This is a genomic window from Pseudovibrio japonicus, from assembly GCF_014651595.1.
GTDB lineage: Bacteria > Pseudomonadota > Alphaproteobacteria > Rhizobiales > Stappiaceae > Pseudovibrio > Pseudovibrio japonicus.
Genome location: NZ_BMXE01000004.1, coordinates 485,686 through 502,301, shown reverse-complemented (window position 1 = coordinate 502,301; position 16,616 = coordinate 485,686). Strand labels below are relative to the sequence as shown.

The 16,616-nt window shown below is 52.5% G+C and carries 17 protein-coding genes; 7 read left to right on the top strand and 10 right to left on the bottom strand.

From position 1 onward, the window contains the following. Positions 1–91: 91 nt before the first annotated feature. Positions 92–649, bottom strand: coding sequence for a polysaccharide biosynthesis/export family protein (locus tag IE076_RS13865; RefSeq protein WP_189437357.1), 558 nt, complete (start codon positions 647–649; stop codon positions 92–94). A 220-nt stretch (positions 650–869) separates the two neighbouring features. Here IE076_RS13865 and IE076_RS13860 point away from each other — a divergent pair, with 220 nt between their 5' ends. After that, entirely contained in the window at positions 870–3,209 is a 2,340-nt protein-coding gene (locus IE076_RS13860) for a GumC family protein (protein WP_189437356.1), read from the top strand. A gap of 32 nt (positions 3,210–3,241) precedes the next feature. Here IE076_RS13860 and IE076_RS13855 read toward each other — a convergent pair whose 3' ends face one another. Next, positions 3,242–4,459, bottom strand: a complete 1,218-nt coding sequence (locus IE076_RS13855; protein WP_189437355.1) for a GNAT family N-acetyltransferase — start codon at positions 4,457–4,459, stop codon at positions 3,242–3,244. A gap of 154 nt (positions 4,460–4,613) precedes the next feature. Between IE076_RS13855 and IE076_RS13850 the strand changes: the two genes are divergently transcribed. After that, complete coding sequence (locus IE076_RS13850) at positions 4,614–5,693, top strand: polysaccharide deacetylase family protein (protein WP_209009101.1); 1,080 nt, start codon at positions 4,614–4,616, stop codon at positions 5,691–5,693. Positions 5,694–5,705: 12 nt separating this feature from the next. Here the strand turns inward: IE076_RS13850 and IE076_RS13845 are convergent, their stop codons facing one another. Continuing rightward, positions 5,706–5,909: a DUF2842 domain-containing protein gene (locus tag IE076_RS13845; protein WP_189437354.1), complete on the bottom strand. Its 204-nt coding sequence runs from the start codon at positions 5,907–5,909 to the stop codon at positions 5,706–5,708. 288 nt (positions 5,910–6,197) lie between these two features. On the opposite strand from IE076_RS13845, the gene IE076_RS13840 reads away from it, so the two are divergent. Next, positions 6,198–7,283, top strand: a complete 1,086-nt coding sequence (locus IE076_RS13840; protein ID WP_189437353.1) for a COX15/CtaA family protein — start codon at positions 6,198–6,200, stop codon at positions 7,281–7,283. 130 nt (positions 7,284–7,413) lie between these two features. On the opposite strand, the gene IE076_RS13835 is transcribed toward IE076_RS13840, so the two are convergent. The 3 genes from IE076_RS13835 to IE076_RS13825 form a co-directional block, all read right to left on the bottom strand. Further along, entirely contained in the window at positions 7,414–8,697 is a 1,284-nt protein-coding gene (locus IE076_RS13835; RefSeq protein ID WP_189437352.1) for an O-acetylhomoserine aminocarboxypropyltransferase, read from the bottom strand. A 317-nt stretch (positions 8,698–9,014) separates the two neighbouring features. Beyond that, positions 9,015–9,455: a CoA-binding protein gene (locus IE076_RS13830; RefSeq protein ID WP_189437351.1), complete on the bottom strand. Its 441-nt coding sequence runs from the start codon at positions 9,453–9,455 to the stop codon at positions 9,015–9,017. Positions 9,456–9,703: 248 nt separating this feature from the next. Next, a complete protein-coding gene (locus IE076_RS13825) occupies positions 9,704–10,534 on the bottom strand; it encodes an enoyl-CoA hydratase (RefSeq protein WP_189437350.1) in 831 nt (276 codons plus the stop codon). Positions 10,535–10,735: 201 nt separating this feature from the next. On the opposite strand from IE076_RS13825, the gene IE076_RS13820 reads away from it, so the two are divergent. Beyond that, positions 10,736–11,194 carry a PaaI family thioesterase gene (locus IE076_RS13820; RefSeq protein WP_189437349.1) on the top strand — a complete coding sequence of 153 codons (459 nt, stop codon included), beginning with the start codon at positions 10,736–10,738 and terminating at the stop codon, positions 11,192–11,194. Here the strand turns inward: IE076_RS13820 and IE076_RS13815 are convergent. The 3 genes from IE076_RS13815 to IE076_RS13805 all read right to left on the bottom strand — a co-directional run bounded on the left by IE076_RS13815 (position 11,161) and on the right by IE076_RS13805 (position 13,659). Next, on the bottom strand, positions 11,161–11,478 hold the full coding sequence (locus tag IE076_RS13815) for a hypothetical protein (protein ID WP_189437348.1): 318 nt from the start codon (positions 11,476–11,478) through the stop codon (positions 11,161–11,163). The genes IE076_RS13820 and IE076_RS13815 overlap by 34 nt on opposite strands. Before the next feature lie 61 nt (positions 11,479–11,539). Then, complete coding sequence (locus IE076_RS13810) at positions 11,540–12,415, bottom strand: leucine-rich repeat domain-containing protein (RefSeq protein WP_189437347.1); 876 nt, start codon at positions 12,413–12,415, stop codon at positions 11,540–11,542. Between the two features lie 17 nt (positions 12,416–12,432). Beyond that, a complete protein-coding gene (locus tag IE076_RS13805; RefSeq protein WP_189437346.1) occupies positions 12,433–13,659 on the bottom strand; it encodes a hypothetical protein in 1,227 nt (408 codons plus the stop codon). A gap of 300 nt (positions 13,660–13,959) precedes the next feature. On the opposite strand from IE076_RS13805, the gene IE076_RS13800 reads away from it, so the two are divergent. From IE076_RS13800 to rpsI, 3 genes are all read left to right on the top strand, one after another. Then, on the top strand, positions 13,960–14,436 hold the full coding sequence (locus IE076_RS13800; protein ID WP_209009100.1) for a hypothetical protein: 477 nt from the start codon (positions 13,960–13,962) through the stop codon (positions 14,434–14,436). 336 nt (positions 14,437–14,772) lie between these two features. Next, entirely contained in the window at positions 14,773–15,237 is a 465-nt protein-coding gene (gene rplM / locus IE076_RS13795) for a 50S ribosomal protein L13 (RefSeq protein WP_189437344.1), read from the top strand. Positions 15,238–15,239: 2 nt separating this feature from the next. Next, on the top strand, positions 15,240–15,716 hold the full coding sequence (gene rpsI / locus IE076_RS13790) for a 30S ribosomal protein S9 (protein ID WP_189437343.1): 477 nt from the start codon (positions 15,240–15,242) through the stop codon (positions 15,714–15,716). A 265-nt stretch (positions 15,717–15,981) separates the two neighbouring features. Here rpsI and IE076_RS13785 read toward each other — a convergent pair whose 3' ends face one another. After that, positions 15,982–16,575, bottom strand: a complete 594-nt coding sequence (locus tag IE076_RS13785; protein WP_209009099.1) for a DUF6653 family protein — start codon at positions 16,573–16,575, stop codon at positions 15,982–15,984. Positions 16,576–16,616 lie beyond the last annotated feature (41 nt).

The following is a 16,616-nucleotide window of genomic DNA, read 5'->3' as shown; positions in this document are numbered from 1 at the left end:
TTTGAGCTGTTAATTGACAGGGTTAATTTACCCTTAATTTTGGTACTTGACCTAAAAAATCGCGAAGGCGTGCATGGTGCATGCTATTAATTTAAAAGAGTCTTTCGTGCACGTAGAGTGTGTCGCCGGGGCGAACAGGAGCTGTGATTGTTGCGCGGCCACTTGCGACTTCGCTGCCGAGTTGGCGAGTCAGATCAATGTTCTGGTGGTGGGCTCTTGCTGAAAAACCACCGGCAGTTGCAATGGCGTTTTGGACGGTCATGCCCGGCAAGTAGGCGTACTGGCCTGCATTATTGACTTCACCCATCACGAAGATTGGGCGATAGGTTGCGACTTCAACGGAGACATCGGGGTCGCGGACAAAATCGCTCTTCAGGCGAGTGCGGATCAGGCTAGCTAGTTGCTTCGGTGTTTTGCCAGATGCGTTGATCTGGCCGATGAGTGGAAAGGCGAGAATGCCGCCCTGATCAATCTTATAAGTGTTGGACAGATTGGCCTGACCAAACACGATAATCCGAACTTCGTCGCTGGCTGCTAGCGTGTAGGGTTGGATCAGTTCCTCATGAAAGGCAGGGCCCGGCTTCTTATAGGAGGAACAACTTGCTAATAGAGTTAAACCAGCAATCACGGCTAGTAGACGCGGGCGCATTACAAAATCCTTTAAATTCACTGGGTGTATATTTCGGATCAGTAGGTTAATAGAGTCTAAATATTATAATTATTGTCTAATTAATTTTTGTTGTTGTCTTTGCTGCTTTGTTATTTCTTTCCAGCATTTGATTGAGGTGCTTAATAACTTGGTTACCCTGTCTATGCATTCTTGTGAGCAGAAAAGGTTTCGGGCTTTGTATTGAGTGGGGTAGAGGGCTGTGCCGCAAGAAGATGTTTTTCTTGATATGGGCGTGCTGTTCAAAAAGGTGCTGAAGGGGCTGTTGTGGGTGATCCCATTTGCTGCGCTGATCGCCTTTGGCACTTTCTATCTGGCCAGCAAACAATCTGCCCGATACACCAGCGAATCCAAGATCCTCATTGATACTGCCAAGATTGTGCTGCCCGGCCAGATCCGGAATAGCGAGCAAGAGCGCTCGTTGCTGGACAAGGAAGGTATTGCCAGTCAGGTGCAATTGTTTCAATCGCGCGATCTTGCGCGCCATGCGGTGCAGAAGTTGGACCTCGAAAACAATCGTGTTTTTGCAGCCAAGAGCGAGCCGGGCCTTGTTGACCAGCTTCTGACGCGTGCTGGTTTTGAGCCAACGTTCAATCAGGTAAGTGAAGCGGAGCGACTTCTGAACAAGTTTACCCGCAATCTGGATGTCTATCAGGTGGATGGGTCCCGCGTTATTGCGGTACGCTTTAAGAGCAAAGATCCGGAACTTGCTGCTCGCATTGCCAACACTGTTGTTAATGAATACCGCATGTTGCAAGACAATGCGAAGCGCGCAGTAACCAGCAATACGGCTGATGCACTTGCTCCGCAAGTCGCGCGCCTTGAGAACGAAGTGGAGGCAGCTCAGAGAAAGGCAGCTGAATTTCGTGCAGGTGCTGACCTGCTGCTTGGGTCTGAAAACCGAACGCTTAATCAGCAGCAACTTGCTGAGCTGAGCTCGCAGGTTTCCTCAGCCATTGTGGCAAAGTCGCAGGCCGAAGCGCAGGCCAGACAAATCCGGTCTTTGCTCGAAGATGGCGGAGCACTGGACACTGCAACGCAGGTTCTGAACTCCTCTTTGATCCAGCGCTTGCGTGAGCGTCAGTTGGCTTTGGAGAACCGCATTGCTGAACTGTCAACGACGTTGCTACCCAATCATCCGCAGATCAAATCCTTGCGTTCGCAGCGGACTGTCTTTGATCGCCAGATCCGTGCGGAAGCGGAGAAGATTGTTATTGGTCTTGAGAATGACGCTAAGATTGCTCAGGACCGTTATGTAACGCTGAATGCCCAAGTAAATGAGCTGAAGAAAGAAGCAGCTCGTTCCGGTGCAGATCAGGTTCGCCTGCAGGAGTTGGAGCGGGAAGCGCGTTCTAAAGAAGAGCAGCTGAGCCAATTGCTCGTCAGCCTGCGTGAAGCGGAAGTTTTGCAAGGTGTGGGCGTTTTAAACGCTGATTCTCGTGTGATCTCCCGTGCCTCTGTTCCAAGTGAACCTTCCGGGCGCAAACCGTCGGCGCTTGCGGCCATTACTGGCTTTGCAGCGTTTTTCCTTGGATGCTTATGGGTGATTGTGCGGGCTCTCGTTGCTGGTGAAGTTCTGCGCCGTGAAAGCTTTTCAACGCCTGCTGCGCCTGCCGCCAACCCGAAAGAAGCAACCGGTACCGCGACCTCCAATGCGCTCAATAGTGTTGTGGATGCTGCAGCTCGGAGCCATACAGTTGCAGCGCCACCAATTGAGCTGAAACCTTCTTTTGAAGAAGAGGAGGAAGAAGCGGTTGCTGAGGAAGATGAGCAGCATGATAGCCTGACTGATTACTCCGAGGAATGTGCTTCTGATGACGAGGCGCAAGACGAAGAATTTGACGAGGAGCTTGAAGACGAGCACGAGCTCGTCGAGGTTTCTCCGATCACCTTTAAGGAAGTCAAAGCCGAGAACACCAACCAGTTGGAGAAGGTTCGCCGCGTTGTTGTGCTCAGCGTTGAGGATGAGAGCCTTTCCTCCCGTGTTGCCCTGAGCTGCACCCGCAAGATTGCCGCGCGCGGTATAATGCCGGTGGTTGTTGAAGTGCGCTCAGAAGGCGGTGAGGGGGCTGTGTCGGTGTTGGATGAAACACCTCTTGAGGAGATCGGTGATGCTCCGCATGCTGAAGAATGTGATGATTTAGTCAAACCGGGCTTTTCTGAACTGTTGGAGGGTGAAGCTGCCTTTACCAATGTGATCCACCGCGACCCGGTTTCTCGTGCGCACGTGATACAATCTGGTGTCATGCCTATTCGCGATGAGGTGGTTTATGGTGGCCGCTATAACCTGATTATGGAAGCCCTGGACCTGACCTATGACGTGATTGTTGCCGATCTTGGTTTAATCGAGCCGAGCCTGATTTGTGCGCAGATGCTCTCAGAGGCTGATCGTGTGATCATTGCGACAGATGGGTCGCCTGCTGGCCCTGAGCTGGAAAAAGCTCTGGCTATTCTTGAAAAGCACACCAAGGCGCCTGTTGAGGTGGAGCGTGTGGTCAGCAATGAAGCTGCGGCTTGGCTTCAGCGTGATATGGCAGCGTAACCGCTGCTGAGTTAAGCTATGTTTATGGAAAGCTAGCGCTGCATGCGGGCGAAGAAGCCTCGAGTGCGCCGGTAAAGTTGCCAGAAGCTTTGGTTGTTTCTGAGCTTGCGCTTTGAACTGAGTTTGGCGTTTTCTAAAGTGGCGGCGAGCTTACCCCTCAGGGTGAGAGGCTCAATCCAGTCTTTCAGGTATTCCGGTTCAGACCATGCCAGTTTGAAGCGTTCTTCTCCCAATCCAAAGTCAAAGACTTCCATGCCTTGCTTGCACATGTCTTCAATAACATGTTGCATGAGTAACTCGCCTGGACTGTAGCGCATCAAATCCCCGCTGATAATGGAGGTGCAGTAGCAGTAGATGCGCTTTCCTGATCTTAGGCTGAGGCACGTGCTGATGATCCTGTCATCGAGCTTCAGGATGTAGATCTCCGGTTTTGTCGGACTGTCGTTCTTAGCGAGATTTGTGAAGGCTTCGCGTACAAAGCGTTGGTGGTTGGGCTCGGCAAAAGCGGTCGGGATGCCTGTTTCAGCCTGTCTGCATTCTCGTTGGCAGATCATGGCGTCGAGTGCCGCAGTGGCACCATCGATGGTATGTTCTGCGGTGAAGCTGAGCTTACCTAATGACTGTAGTTTACTGAGTTTGCTGCGGTGTTTCTTGCGGGCAGCTTTTGAACGTTTGGTTTTGATGAACTCTTCTGCAGGCGCCGCCAGCGGAAACGGATAGATTGCGTTGGTGCTTGTTGTATCACTGAGGCGGACAAGAGGATTGTCATGGGATCCGATCCGGCAGGCCATGTTGCCAAGGTGGATGAGGTCTGCGCCCCAGTCCTTGAGGGCCTGCATGATGCGCGGGCGGAGTACATGGGCCTGGGGCGCGGACAGCAGCTCCTTTGACCAGTAGCCGGTGTTCTGGTTAAAAAGCACTTCCCCAAGCCATCTCACAGTGTTCGTCAAATGGCTTTTGTGGAGCGCGAGAGGCAGGAGAACGTGCAGTTTGCCGCCGATGCGTCCGGTGATGATCAGCGCGGTTGCTTTTTCTTCCTCGGAGATATGGTCTGTCCAGCACTTACACCATTCATAGGCGTGGTATGCGCTGCCGTTGCCCTGGACTTCCAGATTGAGCCAGTCGCTGCGCAGGTGTAGTAGATCGTTGCTGACGTAAATCTGAAAGGAAAGTCTGTCCAAATCCAGAGTGTCCTGGCGTGTAGCATGGGACGTGCAATCGCTTGTTGCCATGGATTGAGAAAGCGCCATTGAAAATGCCCTAAGAAGATATAGGGGAATTATTAGCTCCAAGCTCTTAATGAAACTCAAATCAAACTACGGAGAATGATCCAATTAGAAATTAATCGTAAATAATTGCAGTTTACGGTGTGAGGTAACTACGGTCTGGAGTTAGGGGAACTCCTTGCGGAACTCTTTTAAGCATTCATTTATCAGATATGCCAGCTATCTCTTGAATAGTCGCGGCCCCGCACGGCTTTGCAGGGGGATCACGGCTGGTGATGGCATCATTTTCACACTTCACCGTGTTCTGCCTGGATCAGAACGGGCGTTCCAGCCCAACAAGATTTTGGAGGTTACACCGGAGTTTCTGCGTGAAACTGTGGTTCACGTTCGGCGAGCAGGATACGAGTTTGTATCTTTGGACGTTGCGTTGGAGCGGCTGAAAGATCCGGATAAGTCCGGGCCGAAGTTTGCGGTTCTGACTTTTGATGATGGCTACAAGGATAACCGGGACATTGCTTATCCGGTTCTAAAGGAGTTGGGGGTTCCGTTCACGATCTTCATCACCAGCGACTACAGCAATCACAAATCCGAGCTGTGGTGGATTATGCTGGAGATGCTCATTGCTGAAAATGACAGACTGTCTTTGCGGTACGGAGATGTGGGCTTTGACTATGAGTGTGCCTCACTGGAGCAAAAACATGCGGTGTTTCATAGCGCGCGCTGTATTTTGGTGAGCAAAGTTCCCGAGAGCGCGCAGCGTGAGGTGATTTGTGAGGCTGCGGATCGTTACGGGCTGGATTGGCGTAGGTTGTGCCCAGAACTCATATTGTCCTTTGAGGAGTTGCAGGAGCTTTCTCGTGACCCACTGGTCAGCTTTGGCGCACACACGGATACGCATCCCATGCTTGCCCGTCTTTTGACTGCTGAGGATATCCGCCAGCACATTCAGACGGGCGTGGAGGAGATGAGCGAGCGGTTGGGGCAAACGCCTAGCGTGCTGGCTTATCCTTATGGATTTGCCGAGGCGATTGACGCGCGGTGTGAGGCTGTTGCTGAGGAGCTGGGCTTTGCCGCCGCGGTTACCACGCAACCAGGCACGCTGTCGGCAGTCAACCTGCAGCGGCGCTATTATCTGCCGCGTGTCTCTTTGAACGGACTGCACCAGAACCAAAGAATGGTTGATATGTATCTGACCGGCGCCGCCTTTGCGGCTTACCACTGCGTTCGGCGCATCCGGTCATTCTTTAAAAGGGCGTGAGGGTTAAGAGCCCTAGCGCTTCTTATAGGTCCAGCTGATGATCAGCCCGGCCGGGATGACCCAGATCAGACCAGCGACCGCAAAAAAGATCAGCTTTATGGACCAGTGCTGGTCTGCCATTGTCAGGTCGCCGATCACCATTGCGACGAAAACATAGATCACAACAAACGTGACCAGAAAAATCATGCCAATGAAGCGGCGCAATGGCGAAACCATGTAGTTCTCCTTGAAAGCCCAGTATGTAGGCCTTGGTTTTGTGCGCAAGGCATAGTTCAAAATGCATATATTTTTCAAGAGGATCTTGCTGATAATCTTAGGTTTATGTGGGGCTGACTCCACTTGGAACTCTCTAAGCCTATGACAGAGAAGCGCAATTAGGGAGCACAGGTTCCTCCGAGAAATCTAGGTAATTTGTCTAGACTGCTGTTAGGATCAGCGTATTTTTCCTGATTTAGCTGCGGATCTGACCTATATAGGGGCAAACCAGTTCATCAGATAGGTGTCATGTCTACTCCGTTTTATAGTCCAGATCTTTCTGCTCAAGACCTTTCCAATCGCAGGCAAATTCGTGTGTGGTTGCTGTTTATCTGCCTCATGATTTTGGCCATGGTTGTTGTTGGCGGGGCGACCCGGCTGACGGATTCTGGGCTTTCCATTACAGAATGGAAGCCCATTCACGGCGCTATTCCGCCGCTGACTGCTGAGGAGTGGGCGGAGGAATTTGAGAAGTACCAGCAAATTCCCCAGTACAAGCTTCTTAACGAGGGCATGACGCTTGATGAGTTCAAAGGCATCTTCTGGTGGGAATGGGGACACCGGCTGCTTGGCCGCGTGATCGGGCTCTTCTTCTTTATTCCTCTAGTGTGGTTCTGGGCGCGGGGGCAAGTGAGCTCATGGCTTAAACCGCGACTGGTCGTGGCGTTTTTGCTTGGGGGGCTACAAGGCGCAATTGGTTGGTGGATGGTTGCGTCCGGCCTGGTGAACCGCGTGGATGTGAGCCAGTACCGGTTGGCCGTGCACCTGAGCGTTGCCTGTATTCTGTTTGCCTATCTTTACTATCTGGCCGGTGTTTTGAAGCGTCGCCCTGAGTTGAAGCGCGATGGTTGGGATGTGTTTGGCAATGGTTTGGCAGGGGCATATTTCCTTGTTGCTCTGGTTTTATTCCAGCTGTTCCTTGGGGCGCTCGTTGCGGGTCTTAATGCAGGGCTGACCTTCAACACGTGGCCTTTGATGGATGGGCAGATCATTCCAGCAGGATTGTTTGTCATGTCGCCGTGGTGGGAGAACTTCTTTGAAAATGTGATGATGGTGCAGTTCCAGCATCGCATGGTGGCGTATTTGCTGGTGGTCGCGGTGTTTCTGCAGGGCTTGTATCTGATGCGCGGGAACCGTGATGGCGCGCTGAAACGCAATGCAAGCTGGCTGATGATCGCGATTGTCATTCAGGTGTTCCTTGGCATTGTAACGCTGCTTGGTATGGTGCCGATGGACCGCGCCTTGGCGCATCAGGCGATGGCGCTTATTGTTTTGGCGCTTGCGGTGGAACAGGTGTGCCTGTTGCGGCGGGAGAAAGAAGCTGCGTTAAGGTAGAGATTCAGCCCTTTAAATTAAGTAGCTGAAAAAGAAGTAAAAAGGCGCCGCTTGGGCGCCTTTTCTATTTTCTGCCTGATGCTTGCAGAATGATTCACCTATCAGGCCTAGTGGCCTGAAGTGTAAGGGATTATACCTTCTCGAGTGCTTGTTTTAGGTCCGCAATGATATCGGCTGCATCTTCAATGCCAATGGAAACGCGCACCACATCGGGACCAGCGCCAGCAGCGGTTTTTTGAGCGTCGGACAGCTGGCGGTGTGTGGTGGAAGCCGGGTGTATCACGAGGGAGCGGGTGTCACCGATGTTGGCAAGGTGAGAGAAGAGTTCAAGGCCTTTCACCAGTTCAACGCCAGCCTCATACCCGCCTTTTAGGCCAAAGGTGAAGACAGCGCCAGCGCCTTTCGGGCAGTACTTCTGGTGGGCTTGATAGAACGGATCGTTGACAAGGCCTGCGTAGGAGACCCAGCTGACAGCTGGATGGTTTTCGAGGAACTCTGCGACCTGCTGTGCATTATCAGAGTGTTTTTGCATGCGCAGTGCCAGTGTCTCGATGCCAGTGATGAGCAGGAAGGCGTTGTGCGGCGAGATTGCAGGGCCGAGATCGCGCAGTCCGAGCACGCGGCAGCAGATTGCAAAGGCAATGTTGCCAAAAGTCTCGAACAAGCGGATGTCGTTGTATTCCGGGCGTGGCTCGGTGAGCATGGGATACTTGCCGGAAGCTGCCCAGTCGAAGGTGCCAGCGTCCACGATTGCACCACCCATAGAGTTGCCGTGACCACCCATGAACTTGGTTAGGGAGTGCAGGACGATGTCTGCGCCATGTTTGATCGGCTGGCACAGGTATGGGGTTGCCATGGTGTTGTCGACGACCAACGGAATGCCAGCGTCCTTGGCAACTGCGGAGATGCCGCCGATATCCATAACAACGCCACCCGGATTGGCCAGGCTTTCAATGAAGACGGCGCGAGTGTTCTCATCAATCTGGTCTGCGAAGCTTTGTGCGTCCAGATCTTCTGCCCACTTGACCTCCCAGCCGAAGCTTTTGAAGGAATGGTTGAGCTGGTTGATGGTGCCGCCGTACATGCGTTTGGACGCAACAATGTTGCACCCTGGGCTCATCATGGCGTGGAAGGTGAGGAGCTGGGCAGCGTGGCCGGATGCAACGGCCAGAGCGGCGGTGCCGCCTTCTAGCGTTGCGACGCGTTCTTCAAGGACTGCTGTGGTCGGGTTTGTAATGCGGGTGTAGATGTTGCCAAATGCCTGAAGTCCGAATAGTGAGGCGGCGTGGTCTACATCTTCAAACACGAAGGATGTGGTTTGATAGATTGGTGTTGCACGTGCGCCAGTTGTTGGGTCTGGTTGAGCGCCTGCGTGAATTGCAAGGGTGTCAAAGCCCGGGGTGTGATCGCTCATGAGGCAGTCCTTTCAATGCGCTTGCAGGATGGAGCCGCACTGCTCAAGGTGCACGGCGTGCAAACCTTTAAAAACAGGCGCGTCATTCTCTGCTAAAATTCATAAATCTTTCGTGAGAGACTATGAGGGGGCAACCAGAGGTTGGCAAGCGCAGATGAAACGATGGGCGCGGCGTATTCTTGCAGAAAGCTCAAGCAAGCCATCGGTGGCTGGTCCTTGAAATCTGTTTGCTTCTACTGTGTAAGGCTAGAAAATCATTCTAATTCGGCGGGCGCGCGCTCCCCCTGAGGCGAGCAAGAGCGCCCTATAACGCCCGATTAGCTGGCACCGAGAGCCGCTAGTCGCGGGATTTCTATCTTTGGACATCGGTCCATGACCACTTTGATTCCCTTTGCTTCGGCTCGTGCTGCTGCCTTGTCGTTTCGCACGCCGAGCTGAAGCCAGATAACGTCCGGCAGTGTTGTCAAAGTAAGCGTTTCATCAATGACGCCACCAGCAGCTTCCGAATTGCGGAAAACTTCGACCATGTCGACGGGGGCAGGAAGATCGTTGAGGGAGGCGTAGACTTTTCTACCTGCAATCTCGTTGCCCGCCTGTCCCGGATTGATGGGGTAAACATCGTACCCGTTTTCCAGCAGGAAGTTGAGCACGCGGAAGCTGGCGCGTTCCGGCTTGTTACTGGCCCCCACGAGTGCGATCGTCTTGGAGCTCTTCAGAATGTCGCGGATGTAGCCATCTGAATAGTGATTGTGGTTCATTTTCGTTTCCACCCCTGTTCAAACTCTCAGACTGTCAATTGCATGTGCCGTACATGGCTCATTGCGAGTGTCCGTTCCGAAGATATGGGCAGTGGGTGTGGTAGTTTCCAGAGCAGGTAGGAGGATCTGATCGATACTCCTGTTGCAATTTCAGCTGGAACCACTTGCTGCTGACAGCGCAGGCTAGGGGGCCGAGCTCTTAAGCTTCAAGCGACCCTCCGTTTCCTACCCTGCGCCTCACATTTCGATCAGCTGTCTTTCCAATCTGGTGTGCGCTTTTGAAGGAATGCGTTGATGCCTTCTTCTGCATCGTTGGCCAGCATGTTTTCTGCCATGACCTTCGAGGTGTAGGCGTAGGCTTCTGCCAGTGGCATGTCGGCTTGTTTGTAGAAGGCTTCCTTACCGGTTTTGACAGTGAGAGCGGATTTGGAGGCAATTACTTCAGCGTATTTTTGCACTACGACTTCAAGATAGTCAGCCTGCACCACACGGTTGATCAGTCCGTAGTCCTTGGCAGTTGAGGCATCGATGCTTTCACCAGTCAGCAGCATTTCCATGGCTTGTTTGCGGCCAACGTTGCGAGTGAGGGCGACCATCGGGGTGGAGCAGAACAGGCCGATGTTGACGCCCGGCGTGCAGAAGGTTGCGGTGTCGAGGGCCAATGCAAGATCACAGGAGGCTACCAGCTGGCAACCAGCAGCGGTTGCAACGCCGGTGATAACGGCGATGACGGGCTTTGGCAGGTTTACGATCTTCTGCATAAGTTCTGCGCACTGGTCGAAGGTTTGCTCATAGAAGGCCTTGCCGCCATCAGCCTCAGCCCGTGCAGCTGTGAGTTCTTTCAGGTCATGGCCCGCACAGAAGACTTTGCCTTCGGCACCGAGCAGGACGACGCGGACTTCCGGGTTCGTGGCAGCTTCGTCGAGGGCGGCGCAGAGTTCCTTCATCATGGCCATGGACAGGGCGTTCATGCGCTCCGGGCGCTGCATGACGATACGCTGAACACCATTGTGCAGCAGTTTGCCAAGCATTGGGCGGTCTGCTTCGCTTTGATCTTTGGTGGTGTCTGCGTCAGACATGATGGTTCTCCGTCGTACTTCAGTTCAAGTTGCGAAAAATAAAGTTGCGATGCGTTTAGCAGGCTCTGCTGCGTCAATTAAGCGTTAAATCACAGAGTGAACAAGACTTGTGTCCGGCGCAACGGTTTAGAACTTTTGTTCAGGTGGTAAATTTTGGCGTGATAGACCAGCATGCCTGTTTGCATGGGGAGGGGAAACTTTATGGCAAGTGAGGTGGCAGCGCCTGCTGCTCAAGTTAGTCCGGCAGAATTGACAGAGTATCTGGATAAGATCTTTCCGCAGATGCACGCGCAGGGGCGTGCGTTTTTCATCGACGAGATTTTGCCGGGAAAGGCGATTGTCAGACTTAAGGCAGGGGATTCTCATTTGCGTCCCGGTGGCACTGTTTCCGGCCCTTCTTTGATGGGGCTGGCTGACTACGCGGCCTATGTGGTGCTGATGGGCAATATTGGCCTTCATGCGCTTGCTGTGACCACCAACATGAATATCAACTTTCTGCGCAAGGCCGAAGCAGGCGATATGATCGCCACTTGCCGCATCCTGAAAGGCGGTAAGCGACTTGTGGTTATGGACTGCGAGATCGTGCGCGAAGGTAGTGATGACCTGATTGCCCACGCCACCGCAACCTATTCCATCCCGCCAGCTTCGTTTAAAGGGTAGGATGCGAGCTGTTTGTTCTCAAGACGGCTTGTTGAGCAGCCGTCCTGGATTTTACGCCATGTTGGGTTGTTGAGGGCCATTTGGCATTGAGCCAGATAGGTGGTGCCGTCAACATAGAGGCAGGAAAAGTCGCCCAGCTCGATCCTAATACCACGATTGGTGCAGTAGCAGTCGGGCGTCTTAAACAGATGGCGCGGGCGTTTCTTAAATCTGCTTTCTTGTGCCTGAGCGCTCCACGCGTACAGCAGCAACATTGCGAGAGTGAGTAAAAGATAGCGATGCATGCCCCATGATAAGACGCAGGGCTTGCTTCGCTACTGCTGTATTTTGGGGAGGCGTTGAGGCTTAGAGGTAAATCAGTGTGCCTTGCTCCCGCAAAGTTTCAAACCAGTCGGGCTCTCTGGCTATTCGTGTCCAGCGTAGGTCCAGTTTGCGCAGGTTTTTCAGGTTGCGTATGGTGACGGGAAGTTCTTCCAGCGGGTTTGCTCTTAGATCCAGCTGGTAGAGATTGGGCAGGTCTCCCATATCGTCTGGCAACTGTGTGATCTGATTGTTTCGAAGGTCCAGCACCTCAAGCTGACGCAGATTACTCAGGTTGTCGGGGAGTTTTGTGAGGGTGTTGTTGCGTAAATAGGCCTCTCGCAAGGAGGTGAGGTTGGAAAAGCTTTTTGGTAGTGCGCGCAAGCCGTTCCCATAGAGTCGAAGCTCTTTGAGGCTTTGCAGGTTCCCGAGACTTTCTGGCAGGTGCGGCATGGAGTTATCAGTGCAGCCGAGATACTCAAGTGAAGAGAGTTCGCCAATGCTCTCTGGGAGCTGCGTCATCACTGTGTTGCTTGCGTAAAGCACCCGCAAGTTTTTCAGGGCACCTATGTTTTTTGGAAGGCGCTCCAGAGCCTGATGACTGAGGTCCAGAATTCTCAGAGCAGTCATGTCACAGAGGCTGGCCGGAAGCTGTTTTAGTTTGCATGCATAGATATAGAGTTCTTGCATGGCCTGAAGACTGGACAGCTCTGCTGGCAGTTCGCTGATCTGGTTTTGTCCACAGTAGAGGCTTTTCAACGCGCGGTGCTGCAAAAGCTCCGACGGGAGGTTGCTCAACCCACAGTTCGTCAGTGCGATGTCTGTCACGACGCCACCAGCCTTTACCGCGCATGGGGTTCCGTCCTGCCTGTGGCGGATGCTGGTGAGATGCTGATATTCAATTGATTCTGTTTTGATCATATGGGACTGCGCTGTGCTTAGTGGAGGTATTGTTGGTGTAACGACGTTATGACTTGTTCTGAGAGTGACGCTTTAAGCAGGTCGAGTGTGACTGCAGAAAGGGTTGGTCCCTTTGGTTCTGCAGAGTTTAGATGGGGCAGGATCTTATCCAGTGAGGATCCTGATTTTTGAAGCTCCTCATCAACGGCCTGCCAGAAGGCGGCGCCTTTCACATAAAACAGCGGATAGTAGCTAGGATTGTTTTCGCGCGTTACCTTGTTGTGGGCTTCGTAAAGACCTGTTGCTGCATGAGGAAAGTGCTGCTGAAAACCTTGCCATTGTTCCGTCGGCGTTTGCGCTTTCAGACCTGCTTTTTGCAGTGATTTGTAGCCATAATATTGGGCGAGGCTTTCTGACATCCAGAGCGGGTAGGGTTGGGTAGCCAGCAAGTGGAACAGTTCGTGGGCAGAGACCCAGTGCAGTTTCGCCCTGCTGTACTCGGTTGTTGTTGTGTCCGTTACTGCGAAGTTGGCGAGGAAGGCCTGTTTGCCAGCGGCACCTGCGATTTGCCGCAGTTTCTCATCTATCGCGACCCAGACGAGATCGATTGTCTCCGGCGTCTTTCGCTCAGAGGTGAGCAGCTGTTGCAGATACTCAAGTTGCTGTTGCAGTGCAGGCAGGTTCTCTTCCGTCAAAGCTCCGGTCGGATCATCCTTAAAGAGCGTGAGTGTGGTCTGTCCGGCGGTGAGTGTCCTTGTGGAATTGCCCCATGTGAGAATGAGGGGTGGTTCGTTCGTTGTAGGCAGAGGATGGCATCTGGCTTGCGTATCCATGCCCGGAGCTTTTCCGCAGACTTCTATCTTCGACATGTCTTTGAAGCGGGGAATATCATCCCATTCCGTAAGGCTCCACCAACCTGTGGGAGAGTAAAGGTTCTGTTGGTTTGCAAGAGCGTAAGGGGCCGTCCGTGTGTTGTCGAACGTCACCGTCCATTGCAGCTGACGGCATGATAGAAAGGTTTCGTGGGTGTCTAACGGCTTCTCAATTCCATCGCATGAGACCAGAAGGGGAGCTGCCTCTGAGTTGTTTTGCTGCTCGCGTGGTTGGAGAATTGCGAGGTTCTGCTTTGCAGGGAGGATGAGGGAGGCCATACCCGCTGTCGGGTTGTAGGCATGGGGTTTGATGAGGATCCGGAGTGGCTGGGTTTCTGCCGCAGCGGCAGTGGCGCACAGGAGTGCTATTAGGGAGAGCTTAGGAACGCGCATTTTTTAATTCTGATATCTGAGAAAGCAAATTTGGACTGAATAATCGATTCGATGATTACCACACTGAAATTGATTCATCCCATGTTATCCAATGCATGAGGCATGTGCTCCATAAATCTGCACTGTGTTGAAATGCCTAAAACTTCCAGCTTATTGAATTTTTTGAATTAAATTTGCCTGAAAGTTGAAATGCCGGTTGATCGAAAAGCAGAAAGCCACTTAAAATTCAGGGACTAAAGCCAAAGGCCGTTTTCTCATGGGTGGGAGACCTGCGGAGATGGCATGTGGGGGAGCAGGCTTGTGTTCTATCGAGCATTTTTCGGTTTTATTTTTGATTTTCTGTTGGTGCCACTTCGGTTTGGCACCCTGCTTGCCACAATCGGCTATCTCGGGTTCCTCGTGCTGAATGTCGGGTTCATCCTAGCCGTGCCTGCATTCTTTGATTTATATGTTGCCAGTGAACCGCGTGTCTTTGCTGAATTCCGCGATACGATGCTTTATCAGGATACGGCGTTCATCGGCGATCCGATTGTTTTCGCAAGTCTGGTGTTCTTCAACCTTCTGCTGGCAAATGCTACCTTGACGACCCGACTGACACGCAGCCGCTGGCGTTTTTTCTATCCAACCCACTTTACACCAATTAATCTGCGCGAGTATCGTGTGGCGTTTGCTGGAGTGGGGTACTATGTGAGTTGCTACAGCGCCAATTGGGTGTTCTATGAGCTGCAGGTGGACGATCTTATTCTGACGGCTGCCCGTGCTGCTGGTGTTTCCTAGGCTTAAAGCTGGGGTTTACCACTTCGTATCCCTCTTAAATGAATTGCTGGAGTGCATTTTTATTCCAGAAAATCGGTTTCTGCATCATACAGATCAGCGGGAAGGGACTGGAATCTTCAGATTCATGCGGAAAAAGTGTGGTATTATAATACCTATTTTGTATCTAATTGATTTTGTTCATTAATTTGCTTGAGTGCTTGTTTTTTTGTGCTTGACGTTCTGCTCAAGCTCGCGTATCTACCCGTTCCTACACGGAGCTATGTTGTTTGGCTGCTCTTCGCGGCCTAGACGAATTTCTCCCAAGAATTTTAACCGTCAAAAACTACGGTAGATCTTATGAAGACTCATTCCACTAAAGTGGCTGAGGTCGAGAAAAAGTGGATCTTGATCGACGCAGAAGGCGTTGTTGTTGGCCGTCTGGCAGCATTCATCGCAAATCGTCTGCGCGGCAAGCACAAGCCGACCTACACTCCACACATCGACGATGGTGACAACATCATCGTGATCAATGCTGACAAGGTTCTCCTGACCGGCAAGAAGTACGAAAGCAAGAAGTACTACTGGCACACAGGTTACCCTGGCGGTATTAAAGAGCGTACCGCTCGCGCCCTGATCGAAGGCCGTTTCCCAGAACGCGTTCTGGAAAAAGCTGTTCAGCGCATGATGCCAGGTGGCCCTCTTTCCCGTGCACAGCTGCGTAACCTGCGTGTATATGCAGCTGCAGAACATCCGCATGACGCTCAGTCCCCAGAAGTTGTGGACGTTAAGAGCATGAATGCTAAGAACGCGAAGCGGGGTTAATTATGTCTGAGCTACAGTCCCTTGAGGAACTGGGCGGCGCAATCGCCCCTAACGAGAACGAAGCTCCTGTACATGTTCAGAAGCTTGACGCACAGGGTCGTGCATATGCAACTGGTAAGCGTAAAGACGCTGTTGCACGTGTATGGATCAAGCCAGGTACCGGCAAGATCATTGTGAACGGCAAAGAGTACGCTGAGTACTTTGCGCGTCCAGTTCTGCAGTTGATCCTTCGTCAGCCAATCATGCTGACCGACCGCGATGGCCAGTACGACATCAACGTAACTGTTGCTGGCGGTGGTCTTTCTGGTCAGGCTGGTGCAGTACGTCACGGTATCTCTAAAGCCCTTACTTACTACGAGCCAGCACTGCGTCCGGTTCTGAAGAAAGAAGGCTTCCTTACTCGTGATAGCCGTGTTGTTGAACGTAAGAAGTACGGTAAGCGTAAAGCTCGTCGTTCCTTCCAGTTCTCCAAGCGCTAATACGCGACTGGAAACAGTTTTACGGAAAGGGCTGCCATTTGGCGGCCCTTTTTGTGTTTGGAGATGCTGCTCTGACACTGGCTCGTGCCTTGCTGTGCGCGTGGTGGTCAGGTTTAAGAGGGCGCTATTTCTTGGTGCCGGATTGCATGAGGTGGCCTAAAGTTGTTCGCTTCCGAGTGCGCGAATGTATCTACGACCCGCAGTAAGGCTCTCCCTGTTATGCAACGGGAGGCGCGCGATGATCGGATGCTGACTTGCTCAGGTTTTAGCTGGCTTTGGCTTTCAGGCTGTTGTCATTGCCGGGCACGTGGCGCCAGCTCTTGTAGAGTGGATGGGCATTCTTCATGTGCTCGAAGATCTTCACCATCACAAACAATGACGCGAACTTGGCGAGGTAGGCGAGGCCGCCGCCTGTGAGCATGAGTGGGAGGTTGTTGGTGCCTGCAGCCCAGATAGCTACGCCAACAGCAATGAGCCCGACGACTAGAAGGGCGAGTGCCTTTTTGTGGTAAGGGGCAGGAACTGGAACGAACATGCGGTTGAGCCACATGCGTTCACCCAGCATTGCCTTTTGCAGCCACGTTTGTGCTCCAACAGTTTTCTTTCCGATTGGCGGAATGACCCAAACCCATGCCACAGCTGCAAGGGATAAGGCAATCGCCCAGAACCAGCCGAGCACTGGCTGGTACCACAAGGGCACCAGCAGGGCAGGTAGCAGAAACGCTCTTATGAGCAGGTTCTTGGGTTTGTTCAGGCGCGTTAAAGCTGCGCTTTGGGTGTTGAGGTGCCGTACGTGTCTGGGATCCCAGCCGCCAATCTTCTGCGGTTGCATCTGTGAGAGCTTAGGATCTCCTGCCACTTGGTCCTCCATTTATTCCATGAGAACAGCGTGGCTCTTGC

What these genes read in the sequence shown, in the direction of transcription:
- IE076_RS13865 (WP_189437357.1), bottom strand. Translation starts at nt 649, where the DNA reads ATGCGCCCGCGTCTACTAGCCGTGATTGCTGGTTTAACTCTATTAGCA.
- IE076_RS13855 (WP_189437355.1), bottom strand. Translation starts at nt 4,459, where the DNA reads ATGGCGCTTTCTCAATCCATGGCAACAAGCGATTGCACGTCCCATGCT.
- IE076_RS13845 (WP_189437354.1), bottom strand. Translation starts at nt 5,909, where the DNA reads ATGGTTTCGCCATTGCGCCGCTTCATTGGCATGATTTTTCTGGTCACG.
- IE076_RS13840 (WP_189437353.1), top strand. Translation starts at nt 6,198, where the DNA reads ATGTCTACTCCGTTTTATAGTCCAGATCTTTCTGCTCAAGACCTTTCC.
- IE076_RS13835 (WP_189437352.1), bottom strand. Translation starts at nt 8,697, where the DNA reads ATGAGCGATCACACCCCGGGCTTTGACACCCTTGCAATTCACGCAGGC.
- IE076_RS13830 (WP_189437351.1), bottom strand. Translation starts at nt 9,455, where the DNA reads ATGAACCACAATCACTATTCAGATGGCTACATCCGCGACATTCTGAAG.
- IE076_RS13825 (WP_189437350.1), bottom strand. Translation starts at nt 10,534, where the DNA reads ATGTCTGACGCAGACACCACCAAAGATCAAAGCGAAGCAGACCGCCCA.
- IE076_RS13820 (WP_189437349.1), top strand. Translation starts at nt 10,736, where the DNA reads ATGGCAAGTGAGGTGGCAGCGCCTGCTGCTCAAGTTAGTCCGGCAGAA.
- IE076_RS13815 (WP_189437348.1), bottom strand. Translation starts at nt 11,478, where the DNA reads ATGCATCGCTATCTTTTACTCACTCTCGCAATGTTGCTGCTGTACGCG.
- IE076_RS13810 (WP_189437347.1), bottom strand. Translation starts at nt 12,415, where the DNA reads ATGATCAAAACAGAATCAATTGAATATCAGCATCTCACCAGCATCCGC.
- IE076_RS13805 (WP_189437346.1), bottom strand. Translation starts at nt 13,659, where the DNA reads ATGCGCGTTCCTAAGCTCTCCCTAATAGCACTCCTGTGCGCCACTGCC.
- rplM (WP_189437344.1), top strand. Translation starts at nt 14,773, where the DNA reads ATGAAGACTCATTCCACTAAAGTGGCTGAGGTCGAGAAAAAGTGGATC.
- rpsI (WP_189437343.1), top strand. Translation starts at nt 15,240, where the DNA reads ATGTCTGAGCTACAGTCCCTTGAGGAACTGGGCGGCGCAATCGCCCCT.